This window comes from Gimesia benthica, from assembly GCF_009720525.1.
Lineage (GTDB): Bacteria > Planctomycetota > Planctomycetia > Planctomycetales > Planctomycetaceae > Gimesia > Gimesia benthica.
Window position 1 is genome coordinate 3,478,247 of the sequence record NZ_CP043930.1, and the last position, 19,255, is coordinate 3,497,501.

11 protein-coding genes and 1 tRNA gene are annotated in these 19,255 nt (G+C 55.5%); 11 read left to right on the top strand and 1 reads right to left on the bottom strand.

Going from position 1 to position 19,255, the window contains the following annotated elements; translation table 11 throughout:
• Nucleotides 1–264: 264 nt before the first annotated feature.
• Nucleotides 265–336, bottom strand: a tRNA-Cys gene (locus tag F1728_RS13150).
• A gap of 388 nt (nt 337–724) precedes the next feature.
• Between F1728_RS13150 and F1728_RS13155 the strand changes: the two genes are divergently transcribed.
• From F1728_RS13155 to F1728_RS13205, 11 genes are all read left to right on the top strand, one after another.
• Nucleotides 725–1,486, top strand: a complete 762-nt coding sequence (locus F1728_RS13155) for a hypothetical protein (RefSeq protein ID WP_155364486.1) — start codon at nt 725–727, stop codon at nt 1,484–1,486.
• Nucleotides 1,487–2,203: 717 nt separating this feature from the next.
• A complete protein-coding gene (locus tag F1728_RS13160; protein ID WP_155364487.1) occupies nt 2,204–3,055 on the top strand; it encodes a DUF692 domain-containing protein in 852 nt (283 codons plus the stop codon).
• The gene (locus tag F1728_RS13165; RefSeq protein ID WP_155364488.1) at nt 3,033–3,578 is read left to right on the top strand and encodes a hypothetical protein; all 546 of its coding nucleotides are present in this window, start codon (nt 3,033–3,035) and stop codon (nt 3,576–3,578) included. The genes F1728_RS13160 and F1728_RS13165 overlap by 23 nt, the downstream gene beginning before the upstream one ends.
• Before the next feature lie 128 nt (nt 3,579–3,706).
• Entirely contained in the window at nt 3,707–4,435 is a 729-nt protein-coding gene (locus F1728_RS13170) for an SGNH/GDSL hydrolase family protein (RefSeq protein ID WP_155364489.1), read from the top strand.
• An 81-nt stretch (nt 4,436–4,516) separates the two neighbouring features.
• Complete coding sequence (locus tag F1728_RS13175; protein WP_155364490.1) at nt 4,517–6,409, top strand: dienelactone hydrolase family protein; 1,893 nt, start codon at nt 4,517–4,519, stop codon at nt 6,407–6,409.
• A 127-nt stretch (nt 6,410–6,536) separates the two neighbouring features.
• Complete coding sequence (locus tag F1728_RS13180; protein WP_194242803.1) at nt 6,537–9,341, top strand: heparinase II/III family protein; 2,805 nt, start codon at nt 6,537–6,539, stop codon at nt 9,339–9,341.
• 163 nt (nt 9,342–9,504) lie between these two features.
• Entirely contained in the window at nt 9,505–11,004 is a 1,500-nt protein-coding gene (locus tag F1728_RS13185) for a Gfo/Idh/MocA family protein (RefSeq protein ID WP_228030727.1), read from the top strand.
• 78 nt (nt 11,005–11,082) lie between these two features.
• The gene (locus F1728_RS31645) at nt 11,083–12,417 is read left to right on the top strand and encodes a 3-keto-disaccharide hydrolase (RefSeq protein WP_228030729.1); all 1,335 of its coding nucleotides are present in this window, start codon (nt 11,083–11,085) and stop codon (nt 12,415–12,417) included.
• A gap of 41 nt (nt 12,418–12,458) precedes the next feature.
• On the top strand, nt 12,459–14,294 hold the full coding sequence (locus tag F1728_RS13195) for a family 10 glycosylhydrolase (RefSeq protein WP_155367383.1): 1,836 nt from the start codon (nt 12,459–12,461) through the stop codon (nt 14,292–14,294).
• Nucleotides 14,295–14,413: 119 nt separating this feature from the next.
• Nucleotides 14,414–16,075: a sulfatase family protein gene (locus F1728_RS13200; protein WP_155364492.1), complete on the top strand. Its 1,662-nt coding sequence runs from the start codon at nt 14,414–14,416 to the stop codon at nt 16,073–16,075.
• A 570-nt stretch (nt 16,076–16,645) separates the two neighbouring features.
• Nucleotides 16,646–19,255, top strand: a complete 2,610-nt coding sequence (locus F1728_RS13205; RefSeq protein ID WP_155364493.1) for a PSD1 and planctomycete cytochrome C domain-containing protein — start codon at nt 16,646–16,648, stop codon at nt 19,253–19,255.

Here is a 19,255-nt window from a genome sequence, read left to right on the forward strand (position 1 = left end):
AAACCCAACGAGGTGGAAGTCGAGATAGCCGCTCTTATCGGCCGCATGTGAGACCGACAGTGGGCACACGCCAGACCATCTCGAGGAGACGCTGTGCGCTCACCTTCCCCGGATCACTCCGGGTTGGCTACCTTAGGACCGTCTTAGTTACGATGTAATCCCGACAGGCAGTTGGATTCAACAAACCGGCCAACGAAGGAATGACACAGACATCGGTTCTTAATCAGAGAATGATGTAGTCCGCATCGGCAGTTGGCTGGTTTAAGACGCCGGTGGGAGTCGAACCCACTTAGAACTGCTTTGCAGGCAGTCGCCTGGCCATCTGGCTCCAGCGTCAGTTTTACTTAAGTACCCCGCCAGGGAATCGAACCCCGTCTAATGGTTCCGAAGACCATCGTGCATCCATCACACCCGCAAGGCAGATCAATTCGTTCACAGACAAAACACCATTCGTCTGTTGCCGATAAAAGACAGCCGTCCGCATCCACTGGTTCGCACGATTTGCACAGAACTAACTTTTTTTCTGCGATTGTAATGCCACCTCTGTCAGAATTCTGCCGGGCCTGATGAACCCACCCGTCAACTGGATCAATACAGTAGCTGCCACGCAGTGAGATTCGAAATCTGCTAAAAATTAAACTTAATGAAGTTTTATTTGAGCTGTAAACATGGAATACTCGTTGTCTAATCGACGGTTCGTGTTTTTCAATCTAAAGGTAATCTCATGAAGTTCTTTACCAGGCAACGCCCTCATGACTCCGCACAGATTGTGAAAATGCTCCATGTATTGCGGGACGCTCTTACCGCTGAACTGGGTAATGAACTGAGATCCCTGATCGTTTTTGGCGATTTGATTAAAGCAAAGCAGTTTGACGCGACACATAGTAAAGTCAATCTGATGATCGTCTTGATCCAGATTGACTGTGACTTACTGGATCGGATTGCTGACTCCATTTCTCAATTCGAAAAGCAAATTCCATTGGCGACTATGATTTTGACTCACGAAGATATCACCTCGTCCTGTGATGTCTTTCCTGTCAAATTTCATAACATCAAAGAGTATCACACACTGCTGCACGGAGAAGACGTGGTCTCGGACCTGGTCATTTCGGATGAACATTTACGTTTAAGGTGCGAACAGGAGCTGAAAAATATCATGATCCGGCTTCGTACCTTTTATCTGCACCGGCGTCAGCATCCAGAGCAGTTAGTGCAAACGCTGCTGGAAACCGCAACCGCGTTCCTGAACAATGTAAATGCCTGCCTGCTGGTCAAGACAGGTCTCGTCCCGGAAGAAGACAGTGAGGCCCTGAATGAATTTAGCGATGAATTCCACATCGATGTTGCGGTCGTCCGTAAGATTCTTGAATTTCGCACTTTGCCACAGCCACCTGCCTCTGCGGAATTAAAGCAGGTCTATAATGATTTCATGTCTCTGATTCATGAAACCACACAGGTGGTCGACCAGATGGAGGCAACGCAATGAGCAAAACAACTTCGAGCAAGTTCAGGGTAACCTGCAAGTGTGGAAAAAAATACCTCGTTCGTTCTGACCTGGAAGGCCGGAAAGTCAGATGTCGTAATTGCAACGAAGAATTAGAGCTCAAACGCCGGGTCGCAAAAAAAGAGCCAATATGGTGTCCCGTCTGTTTTTCGAAATTGGACCGAAAAGATCCCGTTTGTAAATCCTGTAACCGGAAGAATGAAGAATATGGCCCCGCGCCAAAAATACCCGAAAAAACGCCGGGCACACTCAGCCTCATCGCAGCTTCTCTCATCAATCTCTTACCACAAAATCCAGTACAGCGAAGCTGGATCATAGTTTGCTCTCTGATCGTAATCGTAATAAGTATTCTGCAAATATGGTGCAGCGGACCGGTTTTCATTCTGTTATTCTTTTGTCTGGGGGTCGGATTGGCCATCACATGTATCTGTGCACGAATGACCTCACAATTCACTACGGGCCGAGCCCTGATCGGCATCCTGACATATGAAGCAGTCGGTTTGATTCGTCTTGCGTATGGGTTTACCCACGATATGCATCGATTTGGGTTACTGGTCATGATGATGTTTTTGGGTCCGTTAATCCTGCTTTGCGTCGCTTCTATCGGATCAGGTGGTTCCGCTGACTGGTCGAGCAACTATCACAGCTGCAGCAGTTGCGGGAGCAGTTGCGGGAGCAGTTGCGGGGGAGGCTGTGGTGGTGGCGGCTGCGGAGGGTGTGGCGGTGACTGACCATCAGGAAATGATCGAAGTCCCCCTGCTGGGGATTGGCATGCGCCAGCCGCTGGCAAACTGGGTCCTGTCGCATCCACCAGAACTGGATTGCGTGGAAGTCACTGCCGAGCATTTTTTTGATTCTGGCACTGCAGTACTGACGCAACTGGCCGATCATTACCAGGTTTCCGTACACGGTCTGGGGCTTTCCCTGGGAACACCCGGACCGCTCGATGAATCCACGTTGCGCCAGTTTCAACGGGTGGCAGATCTAACCAACGCCAGGTGGATCACCGAACATATCGCGTTTACGAAGACGGACGACGTCGACCTGGGACATCTCAATCCACTGCCGATGACAGCAGGTTCTTTAACCACCCTGGCCGACCATGCGCGGGAAGTCATGGATCGCTGTCAGCGCCCGCTGCTCCTGGAGAACATCACTTCGTACCTGCGCATCCCCGGAGAGTTTACGGAACCGGAATTTCTAAATCGCTTGTGTGAGCGTGCCGGAATCGGCCTCCTGCTGGATGTCACAAACCTGTTTATCAACAGTCAGAACCATGACTTTGATCCGCTCGACTGGTTGCATGAAGTTGAGGCGGACTTCATTCGCCAGGTGCATATTGTCGGCTATTCGATCCGGGAGGGTGTCTATCACGATCGACACAGTGAACCAGTTCAAGACAACCTCTACGAGTTGCTCAAGGAAGTCGTCAGTTATGCACCAGTGGAAGCGGTCATTTTGGAACGGGATGTTGATATTCCAGCAGTCGACGAACTGGCCAGGGAATTGCAGCGGCTGGAGGCAACTTGTGAACTCGCCCGACACGGTTAGAATGCTCGCACTTCTCTTGCACAACCAGAGCCTGCGCGACCAGCTCCGGTCGTGTCCCGCGACCTTCATCACCACACAGGGACTTTCGGAAGAAGCAGCGCAGGTCATCGCCTCACTCGACTGCGATCAACTGGACCGTCAGGCAGAGGCACTGCTCAGCAAACGACGGTTTCAGGTCGCCCAACTCATTCCACAGACCTGGCACAGCCTGGGTTCCAGTGCATCAGAGCAGTTTCAAAACTATGCGGAACAGACAACGTGGCCTGAAACTCACCAGAAACACGAACGGGATGCACTGCGTTTCTGTCAATATTTACAGCAGCAGCGCATCCCCGGATATTTAAAGTCAGAGCACAACTGGCTGAACTTTCATCTGCACAAACACTGGTTCCGAATCCACTGGGTAACAGACCTCATCATCGACCAGCAGCGCTTTAGTGGAATCCAGGTTTTCAGCAGGAATCCCTCAGGAGCCCCGTTGAAACGGGTCTTCTTTCTATGGCGGGTGAATGTAGTTCCCTAGTCATCGTTCGCCCTTCGTTTCACTTCAACATAAATGCTTCTTGATAAGTCCTGCTTGACCCAAATCTGCGACTTCCTGATACTGAATAGAATGGTATTCGAATTTCATACCCATCAGGAACCAAGAACATGTCCCGACTACGCGCCTACGTCCGTCTGCTGATCGCCTGCCTCATGATTCTGTGTCTGGCTTCAGTCACACACGCACAACAAAAAAAGACTCAGAAGCAGAGCCCGAAAGCAGATCCCGACCTGCCCCGCGTGCTGATTATCGGCGACTCGATTTCCATCGGTTACACCAAACCCACCATCGAATTGCTGAAAGGGGTCGCGAACGTCGAACGCGTCAAAGCCAACTGCGGCGATACGAAACGGGGCCTCAAAAATCTCCAGCGCTGGCTGGGCAAAACTGACTGGGACGTGATCCATTTCAACTGGGGCCTGCACGACCTCTGCTATCGGCACCCCGACTCCAAAACCCAGGGACACCGTGACAAAGTCAACGGCACCATCTCGGTCCCCCTCGCACAGTACGAGAAAAATCTGGAAACACTAGTCAGTCAACTGGAGCAGACGAACGCCACGCTCATCTGGGCCACCACAACTCCGGTTCCGGAAGGCGAAGCGGGGCGCGTTGTCGGCGACGATTTGAAATACAACGAGGTCGCGAAAAAGATCATGCAGAAACACAACATCAAAATCAACGACCTGCACCAGCTCGCTTCAGACTTCGAAGCGCCCCTCTGGGCCGGACCGGGCAACGTCCACTTCAAACCCGCCGGCTCCCAAAAACTGGCACAACAGGTCGCTCGCGAAATCAAAGCCGCGTTAAAAAAGAAGCCGCAAGACAGGAACTGAACCTGCCTGTCAGCTTTGTGCGAGAGTAAGTGAACCGATCGTCGTCTAAATGACTTTTAACTTCCAAGGCGGGTCTTCCACATGAAACACGGCACATTTCTCTGGATTCTGATTCTATTCTCGTCCTCTGTTGTTTTCGGGCAGAACCCCGAGACGCTGCCCCCTTTGCAGGACGGCGCCGCGCCTCAAAATTTCGAAGCGATGTGGGCCGGTTTTGATCCGCATAAAGAACCGCTTGAAACCGAAGTTCTCAAAGAATGGGAAGAAGAGGGCGTGATGCTCAGTGTGGTGCGATTTCGCATCGGCGTCTTCAAAGGACAGACCGCGAGACTCGCAGCAATTTTTGGTTTCCCCAAAAGCGCCAGCGGAAGCAGGAAAACACTTCCGGGACTCGTACAGATTCATGGCGGCGGACAATACGCCGATCACCAGGCGTGCCTCATGAATGGCAAACGCGGGTATGCCACCGTCTCCATTGCCTGGGCAGGACGAATCAGTGCCCCGGACTACCGGGTGACTCCGGCTGAAGTGAAGCTGTTCTGGGAGGGTAAGACCGACGATCCGAACTACAAAGTAACCACCGACTGGGGCGCACTCGACGGATATCATGCCCCGGGAAAGCATCCTGGCAATGTCTTTCCCAGTGCCATGCCCGCCGCCTGGACTCTCGATGAAGTTGAGTCGCCGCGCAACAGCGGCTGGTTTCTCGCCGCGCTCGCGGCACGTCGTGCACTCACATTTCTGGAAGCGCAGCCGATGGTCGACCCCGATCGACTGGGCGTCTATGGACATTCCATGGGCGGCAAGCTCACCGTCTTGACTGCTCCCGACGCGCGTGTCAAAGCGGCTGCCCCTTCCTGTGGCGGTATCAGCGATCGATATAATCGGAGCCCGCTGTTTTGCGCGACCCTGGGTGATGATGTCAGCCTGAAGCAGATTTCCTGTCCCATCATCTTCCTCAGTCCCGCCAACGATTTTCACGGACGTCTGGGCAACCTGCCCGATGCGATCAACGAAATCCGCAGCAAGGAATGGCGCGTGACCTGCTCGCCACACCACAATCATCAGGACACGCCCGATTTTGAAGCCGCGACGATGCTGTGGATGGACCAGCATTTAAAATCAGCATTCACATTTCCTGAGACACCGAAAACGAAGCTGATTCTCAAGACCAGCGATCACATCCCCCGTTTCCAGGTACAACCAGATCATACCCGGCCCATTCTTTCGGTCGATATCTTTTATACCCAGCAGGGTAAACAAGACGAGCGTCCCGAAGATCGACTGCAGACGATGCACCGCTTCTGGCATCATGCATCGGCGACCGAAACCGACGGCACCTGGACGGCACCGCTGCCTTTGGGAAGTGTTGATCAGCCACTCTGGGTTTACGCGAATGTACGGTATTCTCTCGACAAACCCGTTTCCGGAGCAGGCTATTACTACCGGCCATATTTGACTAAGTCATTTAATCTCTCGTCACTACTGACTCAGGTTACTCCCACACAACTTCAACATGCAGGAACGCGTAACACACTTGAACCGACATTACTGATCGAAGACTTTCAAGGTGACTGGCAAAAGGAATGGTTTAATTATCGACCGGATGAATGGACGCTGATCACGCATAAACTCAACGACACAACATGGAAAGCACCACAGCAGGCGGAGCTCGCATTGAAAGTTCACGCAGCAGAATCCAATCGGCTGGTGCTCGTGATTGACGACTTCGCTGCAGAGGTTGAGCTCACAGGGGGCAGCGACTGGCAGAACATCCAGCTGAAATCAGAAGATTTTCAGAACTGGAACGGTGATCCATTACCAGGCTGGGATGGGATCCGTCAGCTGAAGATTACCCCTGCCGAAAGACTTCAGCCCGCGCGCAGAGGTAAAGGAAAATCACGAATCGTCGGCAAAAACTGGCGCGGCCCTGCACCGGAGTTCCGCGAACTACGCTGGAAAAACATCCCGTAATACCATGCAGGATCTACACCTGTGTAGACCACCATGGCGTGTTGATGGATTTGAGCTCGGGCTCGCTTCGGGATATAATTTTTTCTGCGTCTGGATCAACCAAATCTTCAGCGAGGGGGATGGTACAGTGAAAGCGTTTTATGGTGTAGTGACCGTTGTCATCATCTCCCTGATGCTTCACAGCAGGCATGAGTGCGCAGCAGAATCGTCCGGTGAATCTGTGACGAAACTCACCACTCAGGCAGCGACGTCGACGCGACAGCAAAGCCTGATCCTCGACAGCAGACAACCGGATTTCGAAACGTTTCTGATTGAAGCGCACATTGATCCCACACAACACACCGCCGGTGATCTCCAGGCGATTGCTGGTTTGACGTTTGGCCTCAAAACCCCTGAAGAGGACCCCTTCTCCAAAACGGAACAGATTCGTTTCGAGTTACGTGAAGGAGCGCACCGCGGTTTCTGGGACATCTGGATCGACGGAATCAACGAGCCACGCCGCGAACCGTCTCCTAAACTACCGGGCTGGATTGATCATCGAGAATACCAGCGTCCCTGGGAGTTCACCCCCCACCCGGGAAGCTACCAACTCCGCATTCTCTGTTCGCCCGTCAAAGAGGGAACCAGACTGCGCTTTTACTTCGAGCACATGGACCGTCCCGTTTTTGAGTTTACGAAGAAAGGCAAAGTAGTCCCCGGCTATATCGGCTTCTATGCCGTAACGGGAGGCACGACCCCGCGTCAGAATACAGCGACTTTCAGCAAATTGAATGTCAGGGAGATCCAGGATCTTGAGTCAGTCATTCACCCCGCCCCGCGGGACATTGTTCTCGATGCACTCGATCTGACACACCCATCGTTGACGAAAGTCGCTGCAGCGATCGAGCAGCAGGATCGAGCTCGCGCCGGCCAACTGCTGCTGGAACATCTGCGGACCCGGACCACACCGAAAGGCCCCGGGTTCCAGCCGGTATACTGTGGTACGAATTACCGTGAAGTTGCCGATGCCGTTCTGGAAGATCGTTATGGCACTCGCGGTCCCTTCCTCAGTTTCTCAAAGACCTATGTCGACGGAGCGGGAAACACGCAGCACTTTGTCGATCAGAACGGCACCATCCGCTGGGATTTATGCAACGGTCACCTGACGCGACATTTCCACTGGGTCTCGCTGGCAAAAACATACGCGGAAACCGGAGACAAACGTTACGTCGACCGCTTCGCACGCGAAGTCCAGGACTGGGTGGCACGGGAACCCTTTTTACATCCCCGGAATCCGGATATCGGCAAGTTAAACTGGATGGATGGGACTACGTTTGAGCCGGGATATCTCAACACCAGCAACATCGGTCGACGCTGTGAGATGACCTGGTGGCCCGCCTACGATGAATTCCGCAAATCAGCAGATTTCTCAGACGCAGCCCACTTCCACATGCTGCTGGGTTTCATCCGACAGGCGCGGCTGATCATGAACCCCAGCAGCTTCGCCGCCCATGATGACGGCGGAGCTCACATCTGCGTCGCACTCCTGCAAACCGCATTAATGCTCCCGGAACTGGCTGAGTCAAAGCGTTGGGAACAGGAGGCCGTTCGACGCTGGGAGGAAGTCCTTCGGGTACAGTTCCATGCTGACGGAAGTCACGTCAGCTTGAGTACCGGCTATAACTGGGCTTCGCTGATGGCGCTCGAGAACATGATCGCCCTTTATCGCAGAGTCGGGCGAGACGTCCCGCAGCAGTTTCTGGATACGCTCGAACTGGCGTATCGGCATCCCATCGCTCTCTCCCGCCCCGACCAGGGACAGATTGACATGAACGATGGGGGCTGGGGCATGATCGACGACCACATGCAACGCGCCCACAAGCTCTTCCCTCACCGCGACGATTTTCTCTGGATGGCGACCAGAGGCACACAGGGGCAACCGCCGGCGTATCAGTCCATCTACTTTCCCAATGCCGGACACTTTGTAATGCGGACCGGCTGGGGACCGCAACACCGCTACCTGTTCATGGATGCCGGACCGGTCGGCGCCAGTCACGGTAAAGAAGATAAGCTCAACATCTATGTGGATTACGGAGGTCATCAGTTACTGGCCAGCGGCGGACGGGGCTCATACTCCGGTGGCCCTTATGCGGCTTACACAGGATCAACACGCGGTTACAACACGCTGCTGGTCGATGGCGGTGTCCAGGCCAGAACGTATCCCAGATACGAAATCGAGGGACACCTCCCCGAAAAAAGACGCTGGCAGACCACCGATCACTTTGACTACGCAGAAGGCTTCCATACCCATGGATGGTTCGCCCCGGAGAAACGGATCGAGGGAAAACAGACGCGGCAGATCATCTTCATCAAAGGCGACAACCCTCCCACGACATCGTACTGGGTCGTGATCGATACCGTCGAACCAGCCGACCAGGGACTGCATGCATACGAGGCGCTGTTCCATTCACGTCGAAACCATGCTGGCATTGTCGACGATCAATCTAAAATGGTTCACTGCTGGGACGCTGGTGCTGCACTCCGCATCATCCCCGTGGTCACCGAAGGGCTGGACATTGCACTGATTCACGGACAGACCGAACCACACATTCAGGGCTGGCATGTCGTCGGAGATGCGCATGCCCCCATGTGGACTCCCGTCTTCAAATGGAAAGCGTCTGGAACAACGACACGCGCATGGATCCTCGTGCCGGCCGGTCCTGACCAGAAATGGTGTCTAGATCGTGTCGAACTGAAACAGGCTGACGAAGCCGCATTGATTTTTCGCTGTATCCGACCGGATGGCAGTAGCGAAATCGTCTATCGCCGCCAGGGGAATGAACCGGCGACATTCTCTGCAGAGGGAATTCAGGTTCGGGGCGATATTGGTGTTGTCTCCCTGGATTCTGCCGGCGAGATCAAACAGCGATTCGCCATAGTGCCTCAGCCGTGATATCAGCTGCCAGAATACCCGAACAGTGCTTCCCTGCACGTATTACTTGACCCAGAGGTCCGGTTGCCTGATACTGAAAGCATTCATATCGACGTTGATTTATATTCAGCATCGCCCCCGTTTTCATCCATGGTCAGCAACAGCGGACTGGCTCAACCGTAGTTTGGAGAAACGAGTAATGACGCAACCAACGGAATCAAACGTATCACGCCGTGAGTTCATCAAGACCAGCGCCACAACCGGTGCCGCCGCGAGCCTGCTGGCGGCAGCCACAAAGACCCGCGCAGCCGATGCGAACAGTCGTTTGCGGATCGGCGTGATCGGCGCGGGGAATCGCGGCTTCAATACACTCACGAAGAAACTCGTCAAACTCCGTGAGCTGGGTCACAACATCGATCTCGTTTCTGTCGCCGATGTCTACTCGGTGCATCGCCAGCGGTTTGTCGACTACATCAAGGAACAGACCGGCGTCACGCCAACCACGCACGTCGATCATCGCGAGTTGCTGGGCGATAAAGACATCGACGCCGTCGTGATTGGCACCCCCGATCACTGGCACGCCAGAATCACGCTGGATGCCCTGGCCGCTGGCAAACACGTTTATTGCGAAAAACCGATGACGCACACGGTCGAAGAGGCCGCCGAAGTCGTCGCCGCCTGGAAAGCCAGCGATCGCGTGATGCAGGTCGGCGTGCAGTCGACCAGTGCCCCTGTCTGGGACATGGCTCGCGAGAAAATCGACGCCGGCCTGCTGGGTAAGGTCGTCCAGTTCCAGACCGAGTGTGCCCGTAACGGCAAGTTCGGCATGTCGCGGCACAACCTGATCACGAAAGAAATGACGCCACAAACGGTCGACTTCCGTCGCTTCCTCGGCGTGGAGGAAGGCTTTCATCCCGACGTGCCTTTCGACCGAGAGATCTTCGGACAGTGGCGCTGCTACTGGGCCTTCGGTTATGGCATGTTCTCCGATCTGTTCGTGCATCGGGTGACCGGCATGCTGAAAGCCACGGGGCTCCGCAAGCCCGGTCGCGTGGTCGGTGGCGGCGGGATCTTTTTTGAATACGACGATCGCGAAGTCACCGACGTAGCCTCGATCATCGCCGACTTCCACGAAGGGGTACAGGGGCTGGTCAGCAGCACCATGGTCAGCGAAGAACGCAAACTGGATCACATCATCCGCGGCCACAACGGACTGCTGCTGTTCGACAAGAGCTGTTCAGGCAACAGCGGCAAGTGTTCGTTCGAATTTGTCCCCGAACGACCGCAGGTCACGCTCAACAGCGATCTCAAACCCGAGACATTCCACGTGCAAACGGATCTCGACATCGTGTCGACGCACTGCGCGAACTGGCTCGACGCCATCCGCTCGGGCAAACCCACTTCCGTCAATAACGATCCGGAACTGGGTGCCGCCGCCGTCATGCTCGTCAATCTGGCCGTACGCAGCTACCGCGAAGGTAAGGTGTTCCACGTCGACCGCGACGGACAGGTCAGCGACGGCAACAGCAGCTGGGCGGACGGCTGGGAGAAACTCTCCAAGGCCAAAGCCAAACCCCGCCACGTGCCCGGTTGGCACGCGGGCGACACCGGCAGCGTCATGTACCCGCCCGAATATCAGAAGCTCGCCGGCCCCTGGATCGATGGCAAGCCGCCGCAATCATAAAGAACATCGCCTTCAAGGCAATCGCTGACCGTTGCTGACACCCACCAGGCTTGAGTGAGAATAAAGGACGAGGAACGCATGAAGTGCAACGTACGTATCAACGCCGGAGTGAAGCTGCTGGTCCTCTGCTTTGTCTCGCTTTGTCTGCTTCACGCTCCGTTACCGGCTGCTGAAACAGAACTGTTCAACGGTCGGGATCTCACCGGCTGGGTCAACGTCAACGGAGCGCCCGACACCTGGCAGGTGCGAGACGCCGCAATCGTCTGCACGGGCGAACCCCGTTGTTTCCTGCGCACCGATCGGATGTATGAAAACTATGTACTGGAAATGGAGTGCCTGCACGTGAAACCGGGCGGCAATTCCGGTCTGTTCTTCCACGCCGATGCACTGCCGCAGATCGGGGCCCCCTATCCGCGTGCCATCGAAGCTCAGTTGCTCGACGAAGATCATGGCAGTCTGTTTGGAATCCGTGGTGCCTCGCTTGTGCCGCTGACCGACCCCGATAAGAAGGGAACCACTGCGAGAGCCCGTCCCCTCGAAAAACGCTGTCAACCTGCGGGAAACTGGAACAAATATGTTCTCACAACCAAAGACGGCACGGTGGAACTGGCCGTCAACGGGAAGGTGGTCACGCGTGCGAAACAGACGAGCCTCGTCAAAGGCTTTATCGGCCTGCAGGCGGAACACACCGAAGTGCATTTCCGCAACATCCGCATTCGCGAATTACCCTCGAGCAACCCGCCGCCGGAAAAAGTCGCTCAGGCTGACGCAGGCTTTAAGTCGCTGTTCGACGGACTCACCTTTGCCGGCTGGAACCATCGGCCGGGACACAAGGGGCACTGGGTCGCCCACGATGGCGAAATTCACTACGACGGCAAGGCCGAGTCTAAAAAACGGGCGGACCGCGACCTCTGGACGAAGGACGAATTCGCAGACTTTGTCCTGATTGTCGACTGGCGTCTGTCAGCTGAACCGGAAATGAAGCCGCACCCCATCGTGCTGTTTAACGGCGATTTCCTGATGGAGGCAGACAATCCCCGCCAACGCGTCACTCGCCCGCATCTCGATGCCGGCGACAGCGGCATTTATCTCCGCGGCAGTTCCAAAGCTCAGCTCAACGTCTGGAGCCAGGTCCTCGGTTCCGGCGAAATCAACGGCTACCGCACCGACAAGACGATGCCGCCCGAAGTCCGCCGCGCCTGCATCCCCATCAAAAACGCGGACCGTCCGCTCGGCCAGTGGAACCGCTTCGAGATCACCATGCGCGGCGATCGCGTATCAGTGGTCCTCAACGGCACCACCGTCATCGAAGGCGCACAGCTCCCGGGTATTCCGGCAAAAGGCCCCATCGCCCTCCAGCACCACAACGACCCCGTCGAGTTCCGCAATCTGTTTATCAAACCGTTGAAGTAACAGCCCCCGCATACAGGCTGTTCACAGACAGGATACCTGCTATGAGTGACAACACTTCCTGGTACCTCAGGTTCGCGCTGCTATTTAGTCTCCTCTCGACATCAGCAACATACCTGGCTGCTGCGGAACCGACGTCTGCTCAACAACAGCTGCCGCGGCCCCACTCTGAGCAGTGGCAGAACTTCAAGCAGGCGGAACGCATCACAGACCTGACTCGCTGCCTCCCGGCCGACGCACTTTCTGATCGGCGCCAGCATAACAAATGGAAAGTGTTTGAATATGAAACGGCTGACTTCTCGGGAAAATGTATTTCGGTCGGACGTGAGTCCTCGGCACCGGACCTGACCTTAAAGCTCAACAAACAAGGCTGGCACGCCGTCTATATCGGGCTGAGTTCGATCACCGATCTCGTGCGCCCTGCAAAAAATAATGTGGAGGTCAAATTCACCAGCGCCCCGGCTTACACCCGGCTGAGCAATCGACTCGACCTGGGTCCCCAACGCCGGGATGTGTTGGAAGAAGTATTTCTGGGCACCGCAGACCTGACCAATAACGACTTACAGTTCTCTACCGTGTATCACATGCCGGCGCGGATTCATTACGTCAAAACCATTTCGCTGACCGACGAGGAAGTCGCTCGGTTGATTGCCGATCGGACTCAACAGAAAACCAAAACCGCAGTCGCCACGTTTGACGGCTACACCTGGATTCACCCGTTCCGTCCTCAGAATCGCGCCGATCTCGCGGCGACATTTTCCGCTTACCGTGAAAGTGATTTCAAGACCTGGTGGTTTCAGGTGGGAGGCGCGGATCTCGTCCATCATCCGAGTCAGGTGGGAAACCTGATGGGGGCGCAGCTGGATACGTTCCCGCGGGAAGTCGATCGCGAGTATGTCGAATCGGTTCGCCATCTGCATCAGCAGGGAATTGACCCTCTGAAAGTGGCTGTGGAAGAAGCGCACCGTCAGCAGGCGGAAATCCTCATCTGCCTTCGTGCTGCCGGCTGGAAAGCGGCACCGCCGTGGGAGGAGTTCTTCATGAGTGAATTTTATGAAGCCCATCCGGAATGGCGCTGCATCGATTACGACGGAACGCCCACCATGCATCTCAGCTACGCCGCAGAGGAAGTTCAGGATCATCTGATCAAAGTCTACCGCGAAGCACTGCAGCGAGGCGCAGACGGGGCCGGCTTTCTCTTTCATCGCGGCATGCCCATGATTTTATGGGAAGAACCGTTCTGTCAGCGATTCATCAAAGAATACGGAAACGATCCCCGCCAGCTGGCCGAAGACGACCCACGCGTGCTCAAGTTACGGGCGACGATTGTCACGGAGTTCATGCGCAAAATCCGCAAGCTGCTGGATGAGGTTGCGACTCAACGCGGCACCCCCAGTCGCCGTCTTAAACTGGCCGTTTCCACTTTTTCCACCCCCGCAGACAATCGGAAGTTCGGACTGGATGTGGAGCGCTGGATTGATGAAAAACTGATCGACCAGATCGGCATCGCCTGGTTCGCGTATTATACCAGCGGGCTGAAATCCAGATCAGGAGACACGGCTTACTACGCCCGCATCACCGAGGGAACCGATGTGAAAATCTTCCCTTTCTACATCGGCTGGAAAATGGAAAGTGCGGACAGCCTGCTGAAGGCGGTCGCGCGGGACTATGAACAAGGCGCCGACGGAATCGCGGTCTGGGATCCGAACCAGTTCCTCACCTGGCAAAAAGGGCGCAGTCCTTACTGGCCGCTCGTTTCAAAACTCGGTCATCGCCAGCAAATCAGCGCCGGCTCACTCATTTTCAAACCCACTGCCATCCCCCTGACCAGACTGGGCGAAAATTATTACAGCCGCTGGTACCCGAATACCGGGTTTTAAAGACTTGCTCGCTTCTCCAGTCGCATAGCCGATTCACAGCACGATTTGCTTGACCCTGCGGTCCCGTTGGTTGATACTGAAGAAAATACAACAGACTAACATTTCTCAGAGGACTCACCATGCCGTCAGCCAACGTTGCGCTCGCTTTATCTGCCAGAACCCGCACAACGCGTTTTCTGTTTCTCTCTATAGTCTTCACGCTTACATGCTGGGTGGCCACGCTCTGCTGCACTGCATCTGCCGTCGCCGCGGAAAAATCAAACGATCCCAACATTATCTACATCCTCGCCGATGACATGGGCTATGGAGATATCAAGGCGCTCAACCCGGAATGTAAAATCGCGACCCCGCACCTGGATCAACTCGCCAAAGGGGGGATGATTTTTACCGACGCCCATTCCAGTTCCTCCGTCTGCACACCCACCCGTTACGGCGTGCTCACCGGTCGCTATAACTGGCGCTCCCGCCTGAAGAGCGGCGTGCTCTGGGGACTCTCGCGGCGGCTGATTGAACAGCATCGCATGACAGTCCCTTCCATGCTCAAGCAGCATGGCTACTATACCGCCGCAGTCGGGAAGTGGCACCTGGGCATGGACTGGACACTCAAAGACGGCGGCATCGCCACTGAGAAGTCGTATAACAAAAAAACCAATCCCGGCTGGGACGTCGATTACTCGAAACCGATTCAGAACGGCCCCAACAGTGTCGGCTTCGATTACTTCTTCGGCATCAGTGCCTCACTCGACATGCCCCCCTATGTCTATATTGAAAACAACAAGAGCCAGGGTATCCCCACTGTCACCAAGGCCTTCTTCCGGGATGGCCCTGCCCACAAAGATTTCGAAGCCATCGACGTGCTGCCCCGCATCACTGAGAAAACCGTCCAGATCATCGACGAACACGCGGCCGCTTCTAAAAAAGGGAAGCCGTTCTTCATCTACTTCCCCCTCAACGCACCACACACCCCGATCCTGCCCACACCCGAATGGCAGGGCAAGAGCGGCATCAACGAGTATTGCGATTTCGTCATGCAGGTCGATGACACCGTGGGCCAGGTGATGCAGGCACTCAAGAAGCAGGGCATCCATGAAAATACGCTCGTCATCTTCACCGCAGACAACGGCTGCTCCCCCGCAGCCAACTTCAAAGAGATGGCCGACAAAGATCATCAACCCAGCTACCGCTTCCGGGGCCACAAGGCCGACATCTACGAAGGCGGACATCGCGTCCCCTTCATTGCCAACTGGCCGGCCCGCGTCAAAGCCGGCACGCACTCCGATCAGCTGACCTGCCTGACCGATCTGATGGCCACCGCCGCGGATATCGTCGGTGCGAAACTGCCCGATAACGCAGGCGAAGACAGCGTCAGCATCCTGCCGGCACTGGAAGGCAAAGACACGCAGCCCCTCCGCGAAGCCGCCGTCCATCATTCGATTCGCGGTGCCTTCTCGATCCGGAAAGATCATTGGAAGCTCGAACTCTGTCCGGGATCGGGAGGCTGGAGTCACCCTCGGCCGGGCAAAGACGATCTCAGTCAGCTCCCCCCCATCCAGCTCTATGATCTGAATGCGGATCTGAATGAACAGAAAAATCTGCAGTCCGAATACCCCGAAGTCGTCAAAGAATTGACCGACCTGCTGCAGAGCTACGTGGACCGGGGACGCTCGACTCCGGGAGCCCCCCAGGAAAACAACGGCGACGTCGATATCTTCGAAGCAGGCAAGTCGGCTCAGAAAATGAAACGACCACAGAAAAAGAAACCGGCCAAATCCAAGTCGTGATGGTTGTAAACAAACAGCTCGCATATCATCCCACAAAATTGATGGGTGGGCCCGAATGCAATTCGGGCTGAGCGCAGCGAGCAGGAAACTGACGGTGGGGCCTCACCTGTTCAGAACACAACAGCGTTGCTGGAATCAATCCGACTCGAATCCCACTTAACGACTCTCAGATTTACTCTGACAGTTTCCTGTTGCCTGCGGCAATCCCGGATTCCATCCGGGACCACCCGGGGCTCAAAGAAGTGGGCCACAATGCTACAAGTCCAGCATTTATCTACCTTTTACAAAATGACTTACGACCAGCCGCCCCTGTCTCAGACCCCCTGCAATCCGGGAAAAAACTTGAATTCCGGCCTCGGTCGGGTTATCTTAAAAGCTTGATTTTCTCTCCGAGAAACAACAACACATTCCCCTGATAACACATTCAGCCCGTCAGGCAGTGGTGTCTGACTACCGTCCCTCCGATATCGGCGGTTCTGACGGACCGGCATTACTTTCAATCTTCTCATCAGGTCACTTTCCAGGTCGCCAACAGCCTTGGAAGTACCGCCTGTCAGGAATTGAACGCGTATGTATGGTTCTCAAGTTCCACGAGCGCTCTACGCAGGTCTCTCACTGATCAGTGCACTCACGCTGAGCGCCTGGTCTGCCAGCGCAGCACCAGCGCCCGCAGACAAACCGGCTGCCGGCGCCAAGATTGATTTTGAAAAATCGATCCGGCCGCTCTTCGTCAAACATTGTCAGGACTGTCACGGTCCCGATGCCCGCGAAGGGGGACTGCGGCTGACCAGTCGTAAAAATCTGCTGCTCCGTAACGATTCCGGCGAGCCCGCCATCATCTCGGGTAAAAGCGACCAGAGCGTGCTCATGCATCGTGTCGCGTCAAAAGACGACAGCGAACAGATGCCTCCCGCAGATGCAGGCGAGCGTCTCACCGCACAGGAAATCGCCACACTCAAACAGTGGATCGATCAGGGAGCCGACTGGCCCACCGAATCGGAAGAACCGAAACACTGGGCCTACGTGCCCCCGGTGAAACAACCACTGCCGAAAGTCAAAGGCACGCCGCGCGTCAACAACGCCATCGATGCCTTCGTGGTCAAAAAACTGCAGCAGCAGAAACCTGCGTTGCAACAGGCGCAGCTGGCCGAACCCGCCCGGCTGCTGCGTCGCGTTTCCCTGGATCTGATCGGCCTGCCTCCCACTCCGGAACAGGTGGCTGCCTTCGAAAAAGATCCTTCACCGGCCGCCTATGAAAAGTATGTCGACAGCCTGCTCAAGTCCCCCCGCTACGGCGAGAAGTGGGCCCGCCAGTGGCTCGACCTGGCCCGCTATGCGGACTCGAACGGCTTCCAGGCAGATCAGCTCCGCGAGATGTGGCTCTACCGGGACTGGGTCATCAACGCCCTCAACCGGGACATGCCCTTCAATCAGTTTACCATTCAACAGATCGCCGGCGACCTGATGCCCGACGCGAGTCTCGATCAGAAAATCGCCACCGGCTTTCATCGCTGCACCACCTGTAACGTGGAAGCGGGCGTCGATCCCGAAGAGAACCGCGTTAATCAGATCTTTGACCGGGTCAACACCACCGGCTTGGTCTGGCTCGGCACCACCTTCGAATGTGCACAATGCCACAACCACAAGTATGACCCGTTCACACAACAGGACTATTACCAGATCTTCGCTTTCTTCAATAACACACCGCTGGAAGTGAAGCAGGTAGGTAAAAGTGTGACTTTTGATGTCACCGGCCCCAAACTGATGGTGCCCCTCAGTAAAACAGCTCAACAACAGAAAGATCAACTGACCAAAGAGCGCCTGGCCCTGCAGAAGCAACTCAATCAGCGACAGAAGGAACTCGAAACCGGGTATCCAGCCTGGGAAGAAGCAACGCTTGCTCTGCTGGAAAACTCTGAAGAGGGGAGCAAGGTTCCCGACAAGATCCGCAAAATCCTGAATACGAAAACCGACAAACGGACTGCCAAACAGACCAAAGCACTGAACGCCTACCAGCGGGAACAGGATCCGGATTTCGCCGCTCTGACCGAACAGTTGAACGAGGTTCGCCAGCAGCTAAATGCTCTTGAGCCGGACACATCGCTGGTGATGGTCGAAATGGACAAGCCCCGGATGAACAACATCTTCAAGCGGGGCAACTTCCTCGACAAAGGCGCCCAGGTCAAACCGCAGACACCCGAGTCCCTGCATCCACTCCAGGCAGAAGACACGCCCAACCGGCTCGCCTTCGCGAAGTGGCTTGTCGCTCCGGAGAATCCGCTGGTCGCCCGTGTGACCGTGAATCGCTGGTGGTCGCAGTTCTTCGGACAGGGGATCGTCGCCACCCAGGAAGATTTCGGCAGTCAGGGTGATCCTCCCACGCATCCCGCACTGCTCGACTGGCTGGCCGTCGAGTTCATGGAACACAACTGGTCGATGAAACACGTGCATAAACTGATCGTGATGTCCGCCACGTATCAGCAGTCATCGAAGATCACCCCCGCACTGCTTGAAGCCGATCCCTATAACAAACTGCTGACCCGCGGACCCCGCCTGCGTCTCTCGGCGGAAACCATTCGCGACAACGCACTGGCCATCAGCGGCCTGCTCTCTACCAAAATGGGAGGGCCGCCCATCTATCCGCCGCAACCCCAGGGACTCTGGCGGCACGTGGGGCGCAATGCTCCGAAATACAATACTTCCACTGAAGAAGATCGCTTCCGCCGCGGCGTGTATGTGATCTGGCGGCGCAGTGCCCCCTACCCGAGTTTCACGAACTTTGATGCTCCCGACCGGGGTGCCTGCACGATCAATCGCTCGCGGACCAACACGCCCCTTCAGGCGCTGACCCTGCTCAATGACCCGGCGTATATTGAGATCGCCACCGGCCTGGCCCGACGACTGGCGACACACGGTATGAACGATGGCATGACCGACCGGGAACGAATCGCATACGCCTTCCGCCTTTGTGTAGCCCGTCAACCTCAGGATGTGGAAGTCGATCACCTCACAAAAGTCTTCGAACAGGAATTAAAACATTTCGAGGACCATCCCCAGGCAGCCCAGAAACTGATCTCTGCGAAAGACCGCCCCGAAGGTGTCGGTGCATCCCGCATGGCGGCCTGGCTGTATGTTGCCAACATCCTGCTCAACCTCGACGAAACAATCACCAAGGGATAA